16 protein-coding genes and 1 pseudogene are annotated in these 16,389 nt (G+C 40.4%); 3 read left to right on the forward strand and 14 right to left on the reverse strand.

Annotated features, from left to right (window positions below; translation table 11 throughout):
* Nucleotides 1-6 precede the first annotated feature (6 nt).
* The 3 genes from clpX to tig form a co-directional block, all read right to left on the reverse strand.
* Complete coding sequence (gene clpX, locus D7V92_RS02790) at nucleotides 7-1,239, reverse strand: ATP-dependent Clp protease ATP-binding subunit ClpX (RefSeq protein ID WP_005853934.1); 1,233 nt, start codon at nucleotides 1,237-1,239, stop codon at nucleotides 7-9.
* A gap of 21 nt (nucleotides 1,240-1,260) precedes the next feature.
* Entirely contained in the window at nucleotides 1,261-1,923 is a 663-nt protein-coding gene (gene clpP / locus D7V92_RS02795) for an ATP-dependent Clp endopeptidase proteolytic subunit ClpP (protein WP_005853931.1), read from the reverse strand.
* 189 nt (nucleotides 1,924-2,112) lie between these two features.
* The gene (gene tig / locus D7V92_RS02800) at nucleotides 2,113-3,465 is read right to left on the reverse strand and encodes a trigger factor (RefSeq protein WP_121772225.1); all 1,353 of its coding nucleotides are present in this window, start codon (nucleotides 3,463-3,465) and stop codon (nucleotides 2,113-2,115) included.
* 143 nt (nucleotides 3,466-3,608) lie between these two features.
* On the opposite strand from tig, the gene D7V92_RS02805 reads away from it, so the two are divergent.
* The gene (locus D7V92_RS02805) at nucleotides 3,609-4,496 is read left to right on the forward strand and encodes a CPBP family intramembrane glutamic endopeptidase (protein WP_008773768.1); all 888 of its coding nucleotides are present in this window, start codon (nucleotides 3,609-3,611) and stop codon (nucleotides 4,494-4,496) included.
* Here the strand turns inward: D7V92_RS02805 and lptB are convergent.
* From lptB to D7V92_RS02835, 6 genes and pseudogenes are all read right to left on the reverse strand, one after another.
* On the reverse strand, nucleotides 4,491-5,243 hold the full coding sequence (lptB, locus tag D7V92_RS02810; RefSeq protein ID WP_057328139.1) for an LPS export ABC transporter ATP-binding protein: 753 nt from the start codon (nucleotides 5,241-5,243) through the stop codon (nucleotides 4,491-4,493). The genes D7V92_RS02805 and lptB overlap by 6 nt on opposite strands.
* Nucleotides 5,244-5,327: 84 nt before the next feature.
* A pseudogene (locus D7V92_RS02815) lies at nucleotides 5,328-5,471 on the reverse strand (beta-glucanase); the annotation flags it as partial.
* A gap of 51 nt (nucleotides 5,472-5,522) precedes the next feature.
* Entirely contained in the window at nucleotides 5,523-6,308 is a 786-nt protein-coding gene (locus tag D7V92_RS02820; RefSeq protein WP_057328138.1) for a galactosyltransferase-related protein, read from the reverse strand.
* Between the two features lie 10 nt (nucleotides 6,309-6,318).
* Nucleotides 6,319-7,344, reverse strand: a complete 1,026-nt coding sequence (locus D7V92_RS02825; RefSeq protein ID WP_057328137.1) for a hypothetical protein — start codon at nucleotides 7,342-7,344, stop codon at nucleotides 6,319-6,321.
* A gap of 12 nt (nucleotides 7,345-7,356) precedes the next feature.
* Nucleotides 7,357-8,925, reverse strand: coding sequence for a vitamin K epoxide reductase family protein (locus D7V92_RS02830; protein WP_158598876.1), 1,569 nt, complete (start codon nucleotides 8,923-8,925; stop codon nucleotides 7,357-7,359).
* A gap of 67 nt (nucleotides 8,926-8,992) precedes the next feature.
* Nucleotides 8,993-10,165 (reverse strand): 6-bladed beta-propeller, encoded by a 1,173-nt coding sequence (locus D7V92_RS02835; protein ID WP_057328135.1) that lies wholly within the window; start codon nucleotides 10,163-10,165, stop codon nucleotides 8,993-8,995.
* Nucleotides 10,166-10,815: 650 nt separating this feature from the next.
* Between D7V92_RS02835 and D7V92_RS02845 the strand changes: the two genes are divergently transcribed.
* Together D7V92_RS02845 and D7V92_RS02850 are read left to right on the forward strand one after the other, a co-directional pair.
* Nucleotides 10,816-11,562: an ABC transporter permease gene (locus D7V92_RS02845; RefSeq protein ID WP_008773770.1), complete on the forward strand. Its 747-nt coding sequence runs from the start codon at nucleotides 10,816-10,818 to the stop codon at nucleotides 11,560-11,562.
* 2 nt (nucleotides 11,563-11,564) lie between these two features.
* Nucleotides 11,565-12,335 (forward strand): ABC transporter ATP-binding protein, encoded by a 771-nt coding sequence (locus D7V92_RS02850; protein ID WP_057328134.1) that lies wholly within the window; start codon nucleotides 11,565-11,567, stop codon nucleotides 12,333-12,335.
* Nucleotides 12,336-12,449: 114 nt separating this feature from the next.
* On the opposite strand, the gene metK is transcribed toward D7V92_RS02850, so the two are convergent.
* The 5 genes from metK to truB all read right to left on the reverse strand — a co-directional run bounded on the left by metK (nucleotide 12,450) and on the right by truB (nucleotide 16,388).
* Nucleotides 12,450-13,736, reverse strand: coding sequence for a methionine adenosyltransferase (gene metK / locus D7V92_RS02855; RefSeq protein ID WP_005867099.1), 1,287 nt, complete (start codon nucleotides 13,734-13,736; stop codon nucleotides 12,450-12,452).
* Between the two features lie 188 nt (nucleotides 13,737-13,924).
* Complete coding sequence (locus D7V92_RS02860; protein WP_008778718.1) at nucleotides 13,925-14,119, reverse strand: hypothetical protein; 195 nt, start codon at nucleotides 14,117-14,119, stop codon at nucleotides 13,925-13,927.
* 30 nt (nucleotides 14,120-14,149) lie between these two features.
* The gene (folK, locus tag D7V92_RS02865; RefSeq protein ID WP_008779929.1) at nucleotides 14,150-14,608 is read right to left on the reverse strand and encodes a 2-amino-4-hydroxy-6-hydroxymethyldihydropteridine diphosphokinase; all 459 of its coding nucleotides are present in this window, start codon (nucleotides 14,606-14,608) and stop codon (nucleotides 14,150-14,152) included.
* A gap of 10 nt (nucleotides 14,609-14,618) precedes the next feature.
* On the reverse strand, nucleotides 14,619-15,668 hold the full coding sequence (gene queA / locus D7V92_RS02870; RefSeq protein ID WP_005853911.1) for a tRNA preQ1(34) S-adenosylmethionine ribosyltransferase-isomerase QueA: 1,050 nt from the start codon (nucleotides 15,666-15,668) through the stop codon (nucleotides 14,619-14,621).
* Between the two features lie 12 nt (nucleotides 15,669-15,680).
* Nucleotides 15,681-16,388, reverse strand: a complete 708-nt coding sequence (gene truB / locus D7V92_RS02875; protein ID WP_057328132.1) for a tRNA pseudouridine(55) synthase TruB — start codon at nucleotides 16,386-16,388, stop codon at nucleotides 15,681-15,683.
* Nucleotide 16,389 lies beyond the last annotated feature (1 nt).

Below are 16,389 nucleotides of genomic sequence, written 5' to 3' on the forward strand. Positions count from 1 at the left end.
CTACGTTTACGCGACCTGTAAACGGTTCACGTCCGATTTTTCAAATTTCTCTTTCGCATACTCCAACGTTACATGGAGTTCCTTTACTTTTTGAGATGGCATACTGTACATAGCGTCCATCATCACGGCTTCTACGATTGAACGTAACCCACGGGCACCCAGCTTAAACTCAAGCGCCTTATCCACGATAAACTCATAGACTTTCTCATCGAACGTCAGCTTAATGCCATCCATCTCGAACAATTTGACGTATTGCTTGATAATGGAGTTCTTCGGCTCGGTCAAGATGTTACGAAGCGTATCACGATCCAGCGGATTCAGATACGTGAGGATAGGTAAACGACCGATAATCTCCGGGATCAAGCCAAACGACTTCAAATCAGTCGGGGTGATGTATTTCAGTAAATTATTCCGGTCTACGGTAGCCGTATCCAAACTAGCCGAATAACCGACCACACGGGTATTTAAGCGTTGAGCGATCTTCTTTTCGATTCCATCGAAAGCACCACCGCAAACGAACAGGATATTCTTCGTATCCACCGCAATCATCTTTTGCTCCGGATGCTTACGTCCCCCCTGAGGAGGCACATTCACGATCGATCCTTCTAGAAGTTTCAGCAAACCTTGCTGTACACCCTCACCGCTGACATCCCGAGTGATAGACGGATTATCGCTCTTACGTGCGATCTTATCGATCTCATCGATGAAGACAATACCCCGTTGGGCCGCCTCCACATCATAATCCGCCGCTTGCAATAGCCGGGTCAAGATACTCTCGATATCCTCCCCCACGTAACCTGCCTCGGTAAGTACCGTAGCGTCCACGATAGCGAACGGGACATGCAATAACTTAGCGATCGTACGGGCTAACAAAGTCTTGCCCGTACCGGTAGCGCCCACCATGATAATATTAGATTTCTCTATCTCCACATCGTCGGCGGTAACCTTTTGAAGTAAACGCTTGTAATGGTTGTATACCGATACCGACAGATAACGCTTCGCATCATCCTGCCCGATCACGTACTGATCCAAGAAAGTCTTGATATCTTCCGGTTTAGGCAGATCTTTCTGCTTCAAACCAAAAGAAGTTTTCTTACCTCCTGTCTGCTCCTTTACGATCTCATACGCCTGCCGGGCACAATCATCGCAAATACAACCAGAGATCCCATTGATAAGCAAATTAACATCACGGCTACTCCTGCCGCAAAACGTACATGTATCGCCTGTTGTTTTGGCCATAGTTTCTTATTGTTGTTTTTGTTATTTACGTGTTAAAACATCGTCGATCATGCCATACTTTTTCGCTTCCTCCGCGGTCATCCAGAAATCACGGTCGCCATCGCGCTCGATCTCCTCATAGGGTCTACCTGAATGATCCGAGATTATGGTGTACAGTTCTTTCTTAACCTTCAAGATCTCGCGAGCGGTAATCTCGATGTCTGAAGCCTGTCCTTGTACGCCGCCAAGCGGTTGATGGATCATTACACGGGAGTGCTTCAAGCCGAAACGTTTTCCCTTGGTTCCCGCCACCAATAAGACAGACGCCATAGAGGCGGCCATACCCGTACAAATCGTAGATACGTCGCTGGAGATAAACTGCATCGTGTCGTAAATGCCGTAGCCCGCATATACAGAGCCACCCGGCGAATTGATATAAATAGAGATATCCTTTCCGGGATCACTGGAATCCAGATACAACAACTGCGCTTGAATCACGTTAGCGGTATAATCATCCACTTGCGTGCCCAAGAAAATAATACGGTCCATCATCAACCGAGAGAAGACATCCATTTGAGCGACATTCAGCTGTCGTTCCTCTATAATTGTCGGGGAGATATAGCTACTGGAGATGTTCATATAACTATCCAGAGCCGTACCACTCATACCTAAATGCTTTGTAGCATACTTTCTAAAATCTTCCATATTTTCTCCTATCTTTTATTTACCGAGAAGACGTAAAAAGGGATTTCCCTCTGTGACTTAACGGAAAAACAAAGTTATAAATAAATTTCTGAAAGAAACAATTTATTTCGCTATCCGCTAAGATATTTTTAGAGAGAAATCCCTTTTTTGATATAAAACAACCTCCTAAGAGGCCGAGTAAAGATCTTTTTATTCAAAAAGTTTGTTGAACTCGTCAGCGGTTACCTCCTTAACATCAAGTTCCACTTGCTCTTTCAACCAAGCAGCCAATTTCTCCTCAACCGCACGGTCGATGATGTTCTGAAGTGTTTGCTTATTTTTCAACATGTCTTTTGCGTAATTGTCAAGTACATCCTCGGGTACAGACAACATACCGTATTGAGCGAACTGAGCCTTAGCCACACGTTTAGCGAAGTTCTCGACGTCAGCGTCCTCAACCTTCAAGCCGTTCTTCTTAACCAAGCTCTCCTTGATCAACTGATATTTCAAATCCTGAAGGATCTGAGGGAAGTCCTCGTCGATCTTCTCTTTCGTATTCTTCTCGTTAGCGGCAAGCAACCAGCGTTTCAATAAATCGTCAGCGAAATTCAACTCGCCAGCTCTCTCAACCAACATATCACGAGTGTCCGTCAAGAACTTAAAGTCACTCTGAGGAGCGAATTGCTCAGCCAAAGCTTCCTTGATCTTGTTCTTGAACTCTTCCTCGCTAGTAACCACGTTCTCGCCAAATACCTTGTCGAACAACTCTTGGTTCATCTCAGCGTCTTTATGACGGGTGATCTCCTTGATCTCGAAGCTGAAGTCGCCTGTAGTCTCAGCCACTTTCTCCTTATCGATCTTCAAGAAAGAAGCGATCTCTGCCTCAGCACCCTCGTAAGCCTTATTCGGGTTGAATACCACTACGGCATTTACTTTAGCACCGATAAACTTAGCTTTTTCTTCCTCATCCTTGATATACATAGGCATCAAGACAGCGTCCTCCACAACGATACCACCTTCTTTCGGGGCACCATTCTCAAGCTCGGCTACCGTACCTTTTACCATATCTTTTTCTTCAACCTCGTCTACCTTGTCGTAAGAACCGAAGTTTGAGCGATAAGCGTTTACTTGGTTATTTAGCATTTCCTCATCGATAGCGACTTGATAGAACGGAAGTTTATCGTTCTTGCTCAACTCGATATTGATCTCCGGAGCCAAAGCCACGTCAAAACAGAATTCGAAATCCTCTTCCTTATCGAAATCCAACGGCTTTTGCTCAGTCTCGTTAGGCATCGGCTCGCCTAAGATATGCAAATCGTTCTCACGGATATACTTGAACAGATTCTCAGAAACTAATTTGTTTATCTCCTCTACCAGCACGTGCTTTCCGTACATTTTTTTAACCATGCCCATAGGAACCATGCCCTTACGGAAACCCGGTACATTGGCTTTCTGACGAAGGCTACGCAGGCTCTTGTCTACCTGATCAGCATAGTCAGCTTTCACTATTTCTAATTTCACGATACCGCTTACGGCATCATTGTTTTTAAGCGAAACGTTCATTCTGAATGATTTATTTAATTAATAGTCGTATCGAATTTTAGGTCGCAAAATTAGACTTATTCTTTTAATCGTGCAAATTTTGATCTGTTTTTATTCTTTTGTTTATATTTGGCGGCAATTATTTACCCTTTGAATGAATCATTATGAGAATAAAAGGAATATATGCTACCCGTCCGGCGATAATCCAACTTTTGATCCTCCTGCTATTCTTATTGGCTGGAGCCGTTTTATCATCTATTATATCCACGGGCTTATTACTCGCGACCCACGGTTTACAGGCTGATATAACCCAAGACGCTAATTTAATGAGGCTCATTCAGTTCATCTCGGCGATCTGTACCTTTTTGCTACCATCTATCGCCATGGCTTGGATATGTAGTGACAATCCCCGCCATTATCTATCAGTCAAGAAAATCACAGACGGCAGGATCTGGATTCTCACCTTAGTTTGCATGTTCTTATTTTCTCCGGTTATCAATTTGCTAGGATTGCTCAACAAGCAGATGGAGTTACCCGCGTTTATGGCTCCTATCGAGGAATGGATGCGGGCGCAAGAAACCCTCGCCGAACAACTGACGACGATCCTGTTATCCAGCGATAGCGTTTGGGTAATCCTGGCCAACCTTATCGTTATCGCCGTTACGGCCGGGATAACCGAGGAGTTCCTGTTCAGAGGAGCCTTGCAACGAGTGATCGGGAAATGGACCTCCAACCCTCATACGATCATATGGGTCGCCGCCATACTATTTAGCGCCTTCCATTTACAATTTTACGGATTCTTGCCCCGGATGATACTCGGAGCCTATTTCGGCTATCTACTCTATTGGAGCAAGAGCATCTGGATACCGGTGTTCGCCCACTTTGTCAATAATGCTTTCGCCGTAATAGGGATGTCGGACAGTCGTCTCAAGGATAACGAGTTTATCACAGGCGATATTCCCGCCGAGCATCTTTTGGACTTTTGTCTTATCGCCGCCTTATCTTTCCTGCTGTTCATGCTGGTAAACAGGCGATTGAAACGGCTGCTATAAGTCTTTCTTACGCAGCACGAAGTCTTTTCCCAAATATTTCTCGCGCACGATCTCGTTCTCAGCTAGTTGTTCGGCGGTTCCTTGGAAAAGGACTTTTCCCTCAAACAGGAGATAGGCCCGGTCACAAATACTCAATGTCTCGTACACATTGTGGTCGGTAATCAAGATTCCGATATTCTTATGTTTCAAGCGAGCCACGATTGTCTGGATATCTTGTACGGCGATCGGGTCTACACCGGCGAAAGGCTCATCCAACATAATGAACTTCGGGTCGATCGCCAGACAGCGGGCGATTTCCGCACGACGACGCTCTCCACCCGAAAGCTGGTCTCCCAAGTTTTTACGAACCTTATTCAAACCGAACTCAGAAATCAGGCTTTCCAGTTTCTCTTTTTGGTACTCAACGCTACGTCCCGTCATCTCCAAGACCGAGCGGATATTATCTTCCACCGTCATTTTCCGGAAAATCGAAGCCTCTTGCGCCAGATAACCAATGCCGTTGCGAGCCCGCTTATAGACCGGGAATTTCGTAATCTCCATGTCATTCAAGAAGATCTTACCCTCGTTAGGAGTGACCAAACCTACTGTCATATAAAAGGTGGTCGTCTTTCCCGCTCCGTTCGGACCAAGCAAACCAACGATCTCCCCTTGTTTCACGTTAATCGATACATGATTCACGACCGTACGCATCCTATATTTCTTTACCAAGTCCTCCGTACGGAGCACCATTCGTTGTTCGTCTGACATAAGCTACTTAAAAATTTAACGCGAATGTACGTGATAATCCGCAGATCTACATCACATACATTCGCAAAAAAGCGATAAGAGAATTTAATAACTCCACTCAGCTTGCCACTCGATCACGGGTTGCTCCCCCTCGAATCGGATAGGAAGCCAGATATAACGCCCGTCTATAGCGTTCTCCGGAGTCCAACGATCTCCCATATAAATAAAGCGATCCGCATGGCCGGGTATTACATACCGGAAAATTCACTACGCATAATCAAAGTATTATGACCATCAAGCTTAGAGCTGTATAGAAAATTTTTCAATCAATTCCTCTTTCGTATAATTCATAACCTCATTTAAAGAATGATAGGCTTTCATTTTTTGTGTTTCAGAATAAAAACTTCCATTAATATCTCTTGGATGCGATAAATGAAAAAGGCAACCAGAAGAACGATAAATTCTGAACCCAAATCCTAGCCAACGATAATGTCGCTCTCCATCCTCTAACCCCCAACCATAAAAATCCTCATTTTCCATGCCTGAAAAAACATACTTTTCTCTTTTTACAAAAACAGCACCTCCAACTGCACCAATTATACCTTCAAAAGTATAAAGCAATTTCATTTTTCCCTTGTTCGCTAATAAGAAATCTATATCATGATTAATAAAATAATGTTTTCTTAAGATGAAAGAGGTATCTAAAAATTCTCCATCATAAGGATATGCAACATCATAATCATTTATCCTAATAGATTCAACCGCCATTACCATTTGTTCATAAGGAATAATAATATCGGCATCCCATATAGAGACTATATTAGTAGTAGCCTTCTTTATTAATAAATTCAAATACTTTGTTTTATGATAAATAGGATCATCAGTTTGCACAAACATATAATCGATATCTTCTCCCAATAAAAATTGAATGATTCCATTAGGATATGGAGCAGCTTCTAACACCATTATATGAGTCTCAAATTGTCTTTTTATAAACCTAACAGTCAACAATAAATTTTCAAGTCGAATCAAAGAATCGATCCTAACAGGAATTAAGAAAGTAACGTCTAAAAAATTTCTTTTCATACACAGAAGCCTATTTATCTAACATTTCATTTGAAAAAAGAAGCAAATCAACTCCCAAGAATCCATTTAGCAACCCTCTATGAATCCGATAAAACGAAGGGACATCCTGCAGGTCCTTCCAAGCAGGAGATGTTTTAATCTTATCAACAATCTGATTTTCATCATAAACAAAGCTATATAAAGGATATTTTTTATCAATCAATTTCAACAAGACAAATAGCAAAGAATACCCATTAGTAACAAATATATTCTTAATATTTATTTCTCTTTCAATTAAATATTTAACATCCACACTGCGTTTTATCTGATCAACATACTGAATAAAATCCGTATCCTTTAAAAACGGCTTAATAGTCAACATTCCCCATAACAAATATAAGCGATTCATATGCAATAAAGGAATTCGAGTTATCAACCTCATTTTCCATTCGTTAAGAATATGAAAAATCCTTGAAGTATAGATTCCTTTTTCTAACAAACCTGCAAAAACAAAAAACAACAAAGGCAGTTGATAATAATAGACAGAAAACTTATCATAATCATCGAAGAAGTTTTCATCGACATTCTCAAACAAGCAGTCAACTAAATAAGCTATTACATCTTTAAAAACAGATTGATCCTGTTCATTAGAAATCTCCTCTAAACGTATATTAAAATAGTAAATATAGCCTAAGATATCTTTAACAGGAATAATACTTTTGTTTTCATGAAACATTAAATATTTATAAATCACGTCATCCACATCGACTAATAGCTCATTCAAATTTGCTTCAATATATTTTTTCCTCACTAAAAAGATTAATCCTAAAGCAATTCCAGCTAATCCATCTTCCACATTCAAAGATTCAACAGAAGAAATTTTCGTTAACACATCATCCAAGACTTTATCTCCTATCACTCTATATTGATCCGTTTTCACTAATCGTTCCATTTGGTAAAAATAGATACAAACTCCCATTTTCCCATAAGTCAATCCTAACGGAAAATCGCCATCCAACGAAGATATTAATTTATTTATCAACTGTTTATTTAGCATATATCACTACAATTAATCTACATCTACATCAACATCACAAAACTCAACTAAATCCTCTACATCATATTTACTCGGTAATAAATATCCATTAAAAAACAAAGTAGGGGTAGCCTTTACATCTACAAACTTTGCGAAATTTTTTTGATCTTTGATATTCTTCCACCAACATTCATCATTAATATCAAATAAATATTTTCCATTCATTATATCTTGCCTCTTCTTGTCATCAGAAGAAAACCAATCATCTAAGAAAGCATCAAATTTTGAAGAATTTAGACTTTGGTTCATGGCCATAAAAAGAGCAATACTCTTTTCCAAAGTCTGATTATATGTTACAAAAATATATTGAATATTATACTTCACTCTAGCATTCATCATCATCGCCTTTAAGTTAGAATGCATTTCTCCACAAGATTTACAATAAGGATTTGAAATAACAGTAATTGTATTTTTAGACTCAAAATCTCCCCAAGAAATACCAAGACGTTTATCAATCACATATTTCCTCGATGATTTCAACAAACTTCTAAATATATCCTCATCAGATTTCAACTGTTTAAATCGCCTAGACACTTCCTCTAATTTAGAAGATTTCATAAAAATAGGCAGTAATAAATGAACAGAAAACAAAGGTATAAGATATATGCATAATACGGATATCAAATCTCCATACCTAAAATCCGGCATCCTAATCAATCCAAAAACAAGATTATTAACAAACAGCAACCACAAAGAAAAAACCACCAGCAAACATAAAAAGCACCATTCCTTTGCTTCATATTTTTGATAATATACGCTCCAAAAAGTAAACAATAATGAGCACACAGAAATAACTGACAAATAAGCATAGAGATTCGTAAAACAAAAAATCAACCATAAATTGGAAATATAGAAACTTATCCCAATTTCACTCCATGCTATATACCCAAATAATCTAGATGCATCTGATTTCAAGATATGATTACAATCTTTTCCTCCTCCAAATAAAGGACAAAGACTATCTATATATCCACTAGAAGAATCTATTTGATTATCAATAAGCAACCAGCACACACAAAAACCCATTATATTCAAGAGCAAAGAGAAAACCAATCCGCACTCACTAAACAATCCATTTTCAATACCACAAAACAACAAAAACAAAAACAACAATGCCCCTAAAAGACATTTTTCAAATATTTCCAAGAACGAAGCCTTCCTATTTTCACTATAATTAGGTTCTCCTGATTTTTCGTTAAGCTCACTTATAAGAACGACTCCCGACCAATTTTCAATAAATTCATCATAACTTATCGTTTTTTTCTTTTTTGATATCAGCAAATCTATTTTCTCGGTATCCTTTTCAAGCACAATTCCAAAGCCGTCTTTCATCTCAACGACAAAAGGAGGATCTATTTTAGACAACGACGATTTTGATCTATCAAGTAACAATCCTTCATTATCCACTTGATATTTATCCAACAAAGAAGACAATCCATATAGATTATTTTTATTCGGATTAGATTCACACAATTCCTTTGCATACTTTTTTGTGTATTTCACACCCAAAAATTTCAAATATCGTATAAATATATCATCCATAATCATCAAACTTACTTAGTAACAAAACAAACAGTCCCTCTTATTGAATCTTAAACAATCTGTTGTATCAATGCTTAAAATGAAGTAACATCAATATATCATTATCTTCTTCGCTTGAGACAGAAACAATTTCTTTCAACCTGCCGCTCAAACGACCGGCCTCAAGAGCTTCCTTCAATTTTGGTAGCGAAAGCATCACATGCCCCACATGCGCATTTCTTGTCCGTTGAATAATTTCAGGAGTTATTGGAATGATCTCTCCCTCAAAATCTTTCATCATAACCTTTTGACGAAAAAAAGTATTTGTCTTTGAATCAAACAGCAAGGCTACAGAAGGAAGAGGTGGGGTCTTTTCTACTTTCAATGTTACTTTTTCAAAAAATTGATAGCCTCCAGCTTCCACATAAGCATTTAGATAGTTCTTTGTTTCCATATCCTTCACAGATGGATTATGTACCCATATTGGATTCAACTTCTCTTTTTTTGAAAAAAGGAATAATGTATCTATTTCTGGATTGGACAACAAAAAGCCATCTTTGTTTGAAACTATCCGATAAAGTGGCCCACCAATTTTCATTGTTCTCTCACCCATCTGAAAAGTAGCAGTCATATCTACCGAAAAATCTTTTGGCACGGTTATATACTCAATGACACTTCCATCCACCTTGGATATACGAACGAACGGCTCCATATAAGTATCAGCATTAGTATTCGCTAAATCCGCATAAGTTCCGGCTGCTCGTTCATAATTATCCGCTAACAAAATTGAGCGATCATCATACTCTACAGCTTCATACACCCACGCATCATTAGGCAAATTTAAAGTTCTAATAAAAGTACCTGCTTTACTATATATTTTAATTTTATTTTTCTCTACGACATAAAGCTCATCTTTCTTCTCGTCTACAAAGGCACTAATAACACTCATGTAATCATCTGGGCCTAATCCCTTATGATTAAAACAAGAAATAAGATTTCCTCTCAAATCAAACAAATGAAAATCGCCTGTTGGGAAATCAAATATTACGATCGTATTTTTAGAAATATGAAGTGGTCTACCACGAAAAGCAGTATCATCCTTATCTATTTTAAAAAACACATAAGAGACATCAGCTATATCTTCCAACAAAAACTCTTTTTCAATACAATTTGCTTGAGAATTAAATTGGACTAATTCTATATTCTTTTCAGACTTACTACAAGAAAAGAAAATCATCAATAACAAAAAAAATTTTTTCATAATATTTTAATTTAAGAAAAGAAAACAAAGCTGGATAGATCAAACAAAACTCTATCCAGCTTCACCCTACAAATTTTACACATTACATGCAATAAGCATTTGACCCATAAAGTTGCGTACACCAAACCTCACATGAACCACCACAAGTAGAAGTCCACATACCATCAGAATAACAGCACTTAGATGTACCACCTGAGATCTCTTTCATCTCTTGTTTCTTAAGGATTCTAGCTCCTTCGATCTTGAATGATTTAATAGTCTTCATAATAATCAGATTAATCAAAAGTTTTACAAAAAAAAGAAAAAGAAACAACATAAACCAACATTTACATATAAAACATGTTAACATACAGCATCATTTAAAACTCTCATCTCAAAATAACAGATGATACATCTTATATGACTAACATGACACATCTTACATGAACAAGATGATACATCTTACACCGATAAGATGCATCATGTGACCTCTCCTAGAAAACGTTTGCTGAACCAGCATTGCATGCAAAAACACTTAAGCCGACTGTCTCTTACTAATTCGTGAAATAACAAATAAAACCAATCTTGTTTCTAAGATGTTATATGGTTATTAGTGGATTTTACGCTATCTTTGCAAATTGAAATCAGAAATTTATCAAGACAAGATAAAAATGAATAAAGCATTACACAGAATGGGTGAGTATACCCTACTGATGATGAAGAGTATAACACTTCCAGACCGGTGGAGTATGTTCTTTAAGCAATTGATCAAAGAGATATACAAGCTAGGCGTGGATTCTCTTTGGATTGTCATAATCATCTCGGTCTTTATCGGTACGGTTATCGCCATCCAGATCTCCTTGAATATCAGTTCCCCCTTGATTCCTAAGTTTACGATCGGCTATACCACCCGTGAGATTATCTTGCTGGAATTCTCTTCCTCTATCATGGCACTCATCCTAGCGGGTAAAGTAGGCAGTAATATCGCCTCCGAGATCGGGACCATGCGAGTCACCGAGCAGATAGACGCCATGGAAATCATGGGTGTTAATTCCGCCAATTTCCTGATCCTTCCGAAAATGCTCGGTTTGATGATCTTTATTCCAGTATTGGTTATCTTCAGTATGTTCACCGGTATCATGGGCGGCATATTCGCCAGTTACTCAACGAGTACGGGAATGACTCCTTCCTCGTTCGAGTACGGTTTGCAATTCTACTTCAACGAGTTTTACATTTGGTATTCTATTATCAAATCCGTAGTATATGCGTTCATCATCTCATCCATCGCCGCCTATTTTGGCTATAACGTAAAGGGAGGCGCTTTAGAGGTAGGTAAGGCTAGTACGAATGCCGTAGTCATGAGTAGCATCATGATTTTGCTTGCCGACGTAATATTAACCCATTTAATGCTTACTTAAAAATGATCGAAGTTAAAAATCTAACGAAGTCTTTCGATGGACGTGCCGTCTTGAAAGATATAAGTACGACGTTCGAGGATGGCAAGACAAATCTGATCATCGGACGAAGCGGTTCGGGTAAAACGGTAATGATCAAGAATATCATTGGGTTAATGAAGCCAGACACCGGACAGATATTATATGACGGCAGAGACTTAATCACGATGAACAAGCATGAGTTAAATATGCTACGCCGGGAAATGGGTATGTTGTTCCAAGGTTCCGCTTTATTCGATAGCATGACGGTATTGGAAAACGTAATGTTTCCCTTAGACATGTTCTCAAAAGACTCAACGAAAGAGCGCAGGAAACGTGCGGAATTTTGTTTGGAACGTGTAAACCTGTCCGAGGCCGGGCATCTATATCCTTCCGAGATCAGTGGAGGTATGATGAAACGTGCCGCCATCGCAAGAGCGATCTCCTTGAATCCTAAATATCTGTTCTGCGATGAGCCGAACTCCGGACTAGACCCCAAGACTTCTTTATTGATCGATGATTTGATTCACGACATTACGATAGAGTACAATATGACGACCGTTATCAATACCCACGACATGAACTCCGTGATGAATATTGGTGATAATATCATCTTTATCAAGGAAGGCGTGAAGGAATGGCAAGGGACAAAAGAACAGGTAATCACCTCCAATAACCAAGCGTTGAACGATTTCATCTTTGCGTCCGACCTGTTCAGGAAAGTAAAAGAAGTAGAAATGCTCCAAGAGGAAGGGTAAGTTAACATACTTGGCAAAGTATCTTAACTTCATCGGCTAAGTATCTTAACTTAAATGGCAAAGTATCTTAACATACTTCGCCATTTAAGCCAGCTTACTTTTTCCACTTATTTTTTATAGACCAAACACGTCCTTGATCTTATCTGCATAATCCAATTTCTCCCATGTGAATAACTCCACATCACAAGTAACCGGCTTCTGCAAATAACGGGAAGAGAATGTCTTCGTCACCGTCTGGGGTTTGCGTCCCATATGACCATAAGAAGCGGTCTCGAAATAAATCGGGTTACGCAATTTCAAACGCTCCTCGATCGCTTTCGGACGCATATCGAAGATATCCCAGATCTTAGCGGCGATCTCTCCGTCCGTCATATTCACCTTCGCACGGCCAAAAGTATTCACGAAAATATTCATCGGTTTAGCCACACCGATCGCATAAGACACCTGTACCAGCATCTCATCCGCCACACCGGCGGCAACCATATTCTTAGCGATATGACGAGCGGCATAAGCAGCCGAACGGTCTACCTTAGAAGGGTCCTTTCCAGAGAAAGCACCACCGCCATGAGCACCTTTGCCACCGTATGTATCCACGATAATCTTACGGCCGGTCAAACCGGTATCACCGTGAGGACCACCGATCACGAACTTACCGGTCGGGTTCACATGATAAATGATATTATCATTAAACAAAGCCTGTACATGAGCCGGATATTGAGCCTTCACACGAGGTATCAATATCTTCTTCACGTCTAAGGCGATCCTCTTTTGCATAGCCTCATCCGCTTCCTTCTGTGAAATACCTTTCGGACCGATAAACTCATCATGCTGCGTGGATACCACAATCGTATCGATACGCAATGGCTTACCGTTATCATCATATTCAATCGTAACCTGACTCTTAGCGTCCGGACGCAAATAAGGCATCAAATCCGGTTCTTCCTTACGGATCTTCGCCAATTCCCATAATAAACTATGAGATAAGTCCAACGCCAAAGGCATATAATTCTCAGTCTCATTAGTAGCATAACCGAACATCATACCTTGGTCGCCGGCACCCTGCTCATAGGGATCCGCACGCTCTACGCCACGGTTGATGTCGCCACTCTGCTCATGGATAGAAGAGAACACACCACATGACTTCGCTTCAAACTGGTACTCGCTTTTCGTGTAACCAATCTTCTCGATCACGCCACGTGCCACTTCCTGCACATCCACATACGCACTTGATTTAACTTCTCCAGCCAAGACAACCTGTCCGGTTGTAACAAGGGTTTCGCAAGCAACTTTCGAATTCTTGTCATACGCCAAGAACTCATCCAGCAAAGCATCCGATATTTGATCGGCTACTTTATCGGGGTGCCCTTCAGACACCGATTCGGAGGTGAATAAATAACTCATCGTTTTAAATTGAAAAGATTACTAATCTATGACTGAATTGAACTTGGAAGGATTTTTCTGCCGGACGGCAACGAAAAGGATATGTTTTTAGCATTTTTTCCCGTGGTTGCAAGCAATACAAATCTATCCACGTCAATTCATTCGCAAAGATACGCAATAATTGAGAATTGAAAGTTGAAAATTGAAAATTATTTCTTCTTTTTGGAATTACGTAAGGCTTTTTTATATTTAAAACCGGCCTTCCATTTCGCTGAATCAGAGCCATGTGTCCCTTTCAAGAAATCAGAGAACTTGATTTTCTTACCATTCGAATCTTCCGCTTCGCCTTTCGCTTTCTTGAAGACGATCCCTTGCGTCATCGCTTTATTAATTTCTTTATTCATAACTCAAATCTCGTAGTTCATAATTAAAACTTATAATTCGGATAAAAGTTCACGCATCGTCTTGCCAAACACAGGATGTTTCACCAACGGAGCTACTTCTGCCAACGGTTCCATAACAAACGACCGTTTGTGCATCAGAGGGTGCGGTAGCGTCAGCCGCTCCGTATGCAGGATTTGCTCATCCACCATTAACAGATCGATATCGATGATACGGTCATGATACGCACCGTCACTTTTTTCGATACGTCCCATCTCGATCTCGATCAAACGGGTAGCGTCTAATAATTCCATAGGGGAAAGTTCCGTCGTCATAACGATCACGGCGTTCAAGAAAGTGTTGTCCGATTCAAATCCCCAAGGCTCCGTCTCATACATATCAGAAAGGGCAAGAACATCTCCCACCCTTTCAGCCAACAGCGCCGCCGCTGTCACCAAATTTCCTCGTTTATTACCTACGTTCGTACCTAATCCAAGGTAAGCTGTCGCCATAGAAACCGGATTAAAGGATTAGCATAGCGTCGCCGTAAGCACCGAAACGATATTTCTCTTTCAAAGCGATATCGTAAGCGTCCATGATCAACTCATAACCACCGAAAGAAGCTGTCATCATCAATAATGTAGACAACGGCATGTGGAAATTTGTCACCATGCTGGTAGCCACGCTGAAATCATACGGAGGGAAGATAAACTTATTCGTCCAGCCCTCGAACTCTTTCAGATGACCATCCGTACTTACGGCCGTCTCGATCGCACGCATCACGGAAGTTCCGACCGCACAAACCTTGTGCCCCTCATCCTTTCCCTTGTTCACGATATCCACTACATCGGCATTTACGACCATTTGCTCAGAATCCATTTTATGCTTTGTCAAATCTTCCACGTCGATCTCACGGAAATTACCCAAGCCCGAATGCAATGTCAAGAAAGCGAACTGGCAATCCTTGATCTCCAAACGTTTCATCAACTCACGGCTAAAATGCAATCCCGCGGCAGGAGCCACAACCGCACCTTCTTCCGCGGCGAAAATATTCTGATAACGATCCTCGTCTTCCGGTTCCACCTCACGTTCGATATACTTAGGCAGCGGAGTCTCGCCCAAGGCATACAAAGCCTTCTTAAACTCGTCGTGGTTCCCGTCATATAAGAAACGGAGCGTACGACCACGCGAAGTCGTATTATCAATTACCTCTGCGACCATGGAATCATCCTCGCCAAAGTATAACTTATTACCGATACGGATCTTACGAGCCGGATCCACCAATACGTCCCACAAACGTAAGTCCTCGTTCAGCTCGCGCAACAAGAACACCTCGATACGCGCCCCTGTTTTCTCCTTGTTACCGTACAAGCGAGCGGGGAAAACTTTCGTGTTATTAAAGATAAACACGTCACCTTTTCCATAATAGTCTAGAATATCCTTGAATTCGCGGTGCTCGATCTCACCCGTATCACGATGAACGACCATCAACCTCGACTCATCTCTGTTCTTCGCCGGATGTAAAGCGATTAATTCCGACGGTAAGTTAAATTTGAATTTCGAAAGCTTCATAATGCACTCTATTTATTTTTCTTCTTCTATTTTTACCACATTCTGCTCTAAGAAATCATCGATCTCCTCCGGAGACATACACATATCCAAGGTTACCTCTCCGATGCGAGTCCGTTCCAAGCCAATCAAATGAGCGCCGGAATCCAAGGCCTTCCCGATATCACGAGCCAACGCACGAATATAGGTACCTTTGCTACATACCACCCGTATCTTTATAACAGGCAAATCACACTCCAGCAACTCCAGTTCGTCTATAACCAATGTCTTGGATTTTAGTTCAACCTCCTCTCCTTTCCGGGCTAGCTCATAAGCACGTTTACCTTCGATTTTGCAAGCGGAGAACACCGGGGGAATCTGTTGGATCGTACCCACGAATGTCTTTAAAACCTCCTCCACGAGCTCACGGGTTATATGTTCCGTGGGATACACGGCGTCTATCTCTTTCTCCAAATCGAAAGACGGGGTAGTCTCTCCCAACTTCAACGTAGCGATATATTCCTTCGTCTGATATTGAAACTCATCGATCCGCTTCGTAGCCCTTCCGGTACAAACGATCATCACACCTGTAGCCAAGGGATCCAGTGTCCCCGCATGTCCAACTTTAATCTTCTTTACCTTCAGTTTCCGACTTAGCTTATAGCGAAATTTATTAACTAGGTCAAAAGAAGTCCACGTTAGTGGTTTATTAAAATATAAAATCTCTCCAGCTATAAAATCCATT

This window comes from Parabacteroides sp. CH2-D42-20, assembly GCF_003670185.1.
Taxonomy (GTDB): domain Bacteria; phylum Bacteroidota; class Bacteroidia; order Bacteroidales; family Tannerellaceae; genus Parabacteroides; species Parabacteroides distasonis.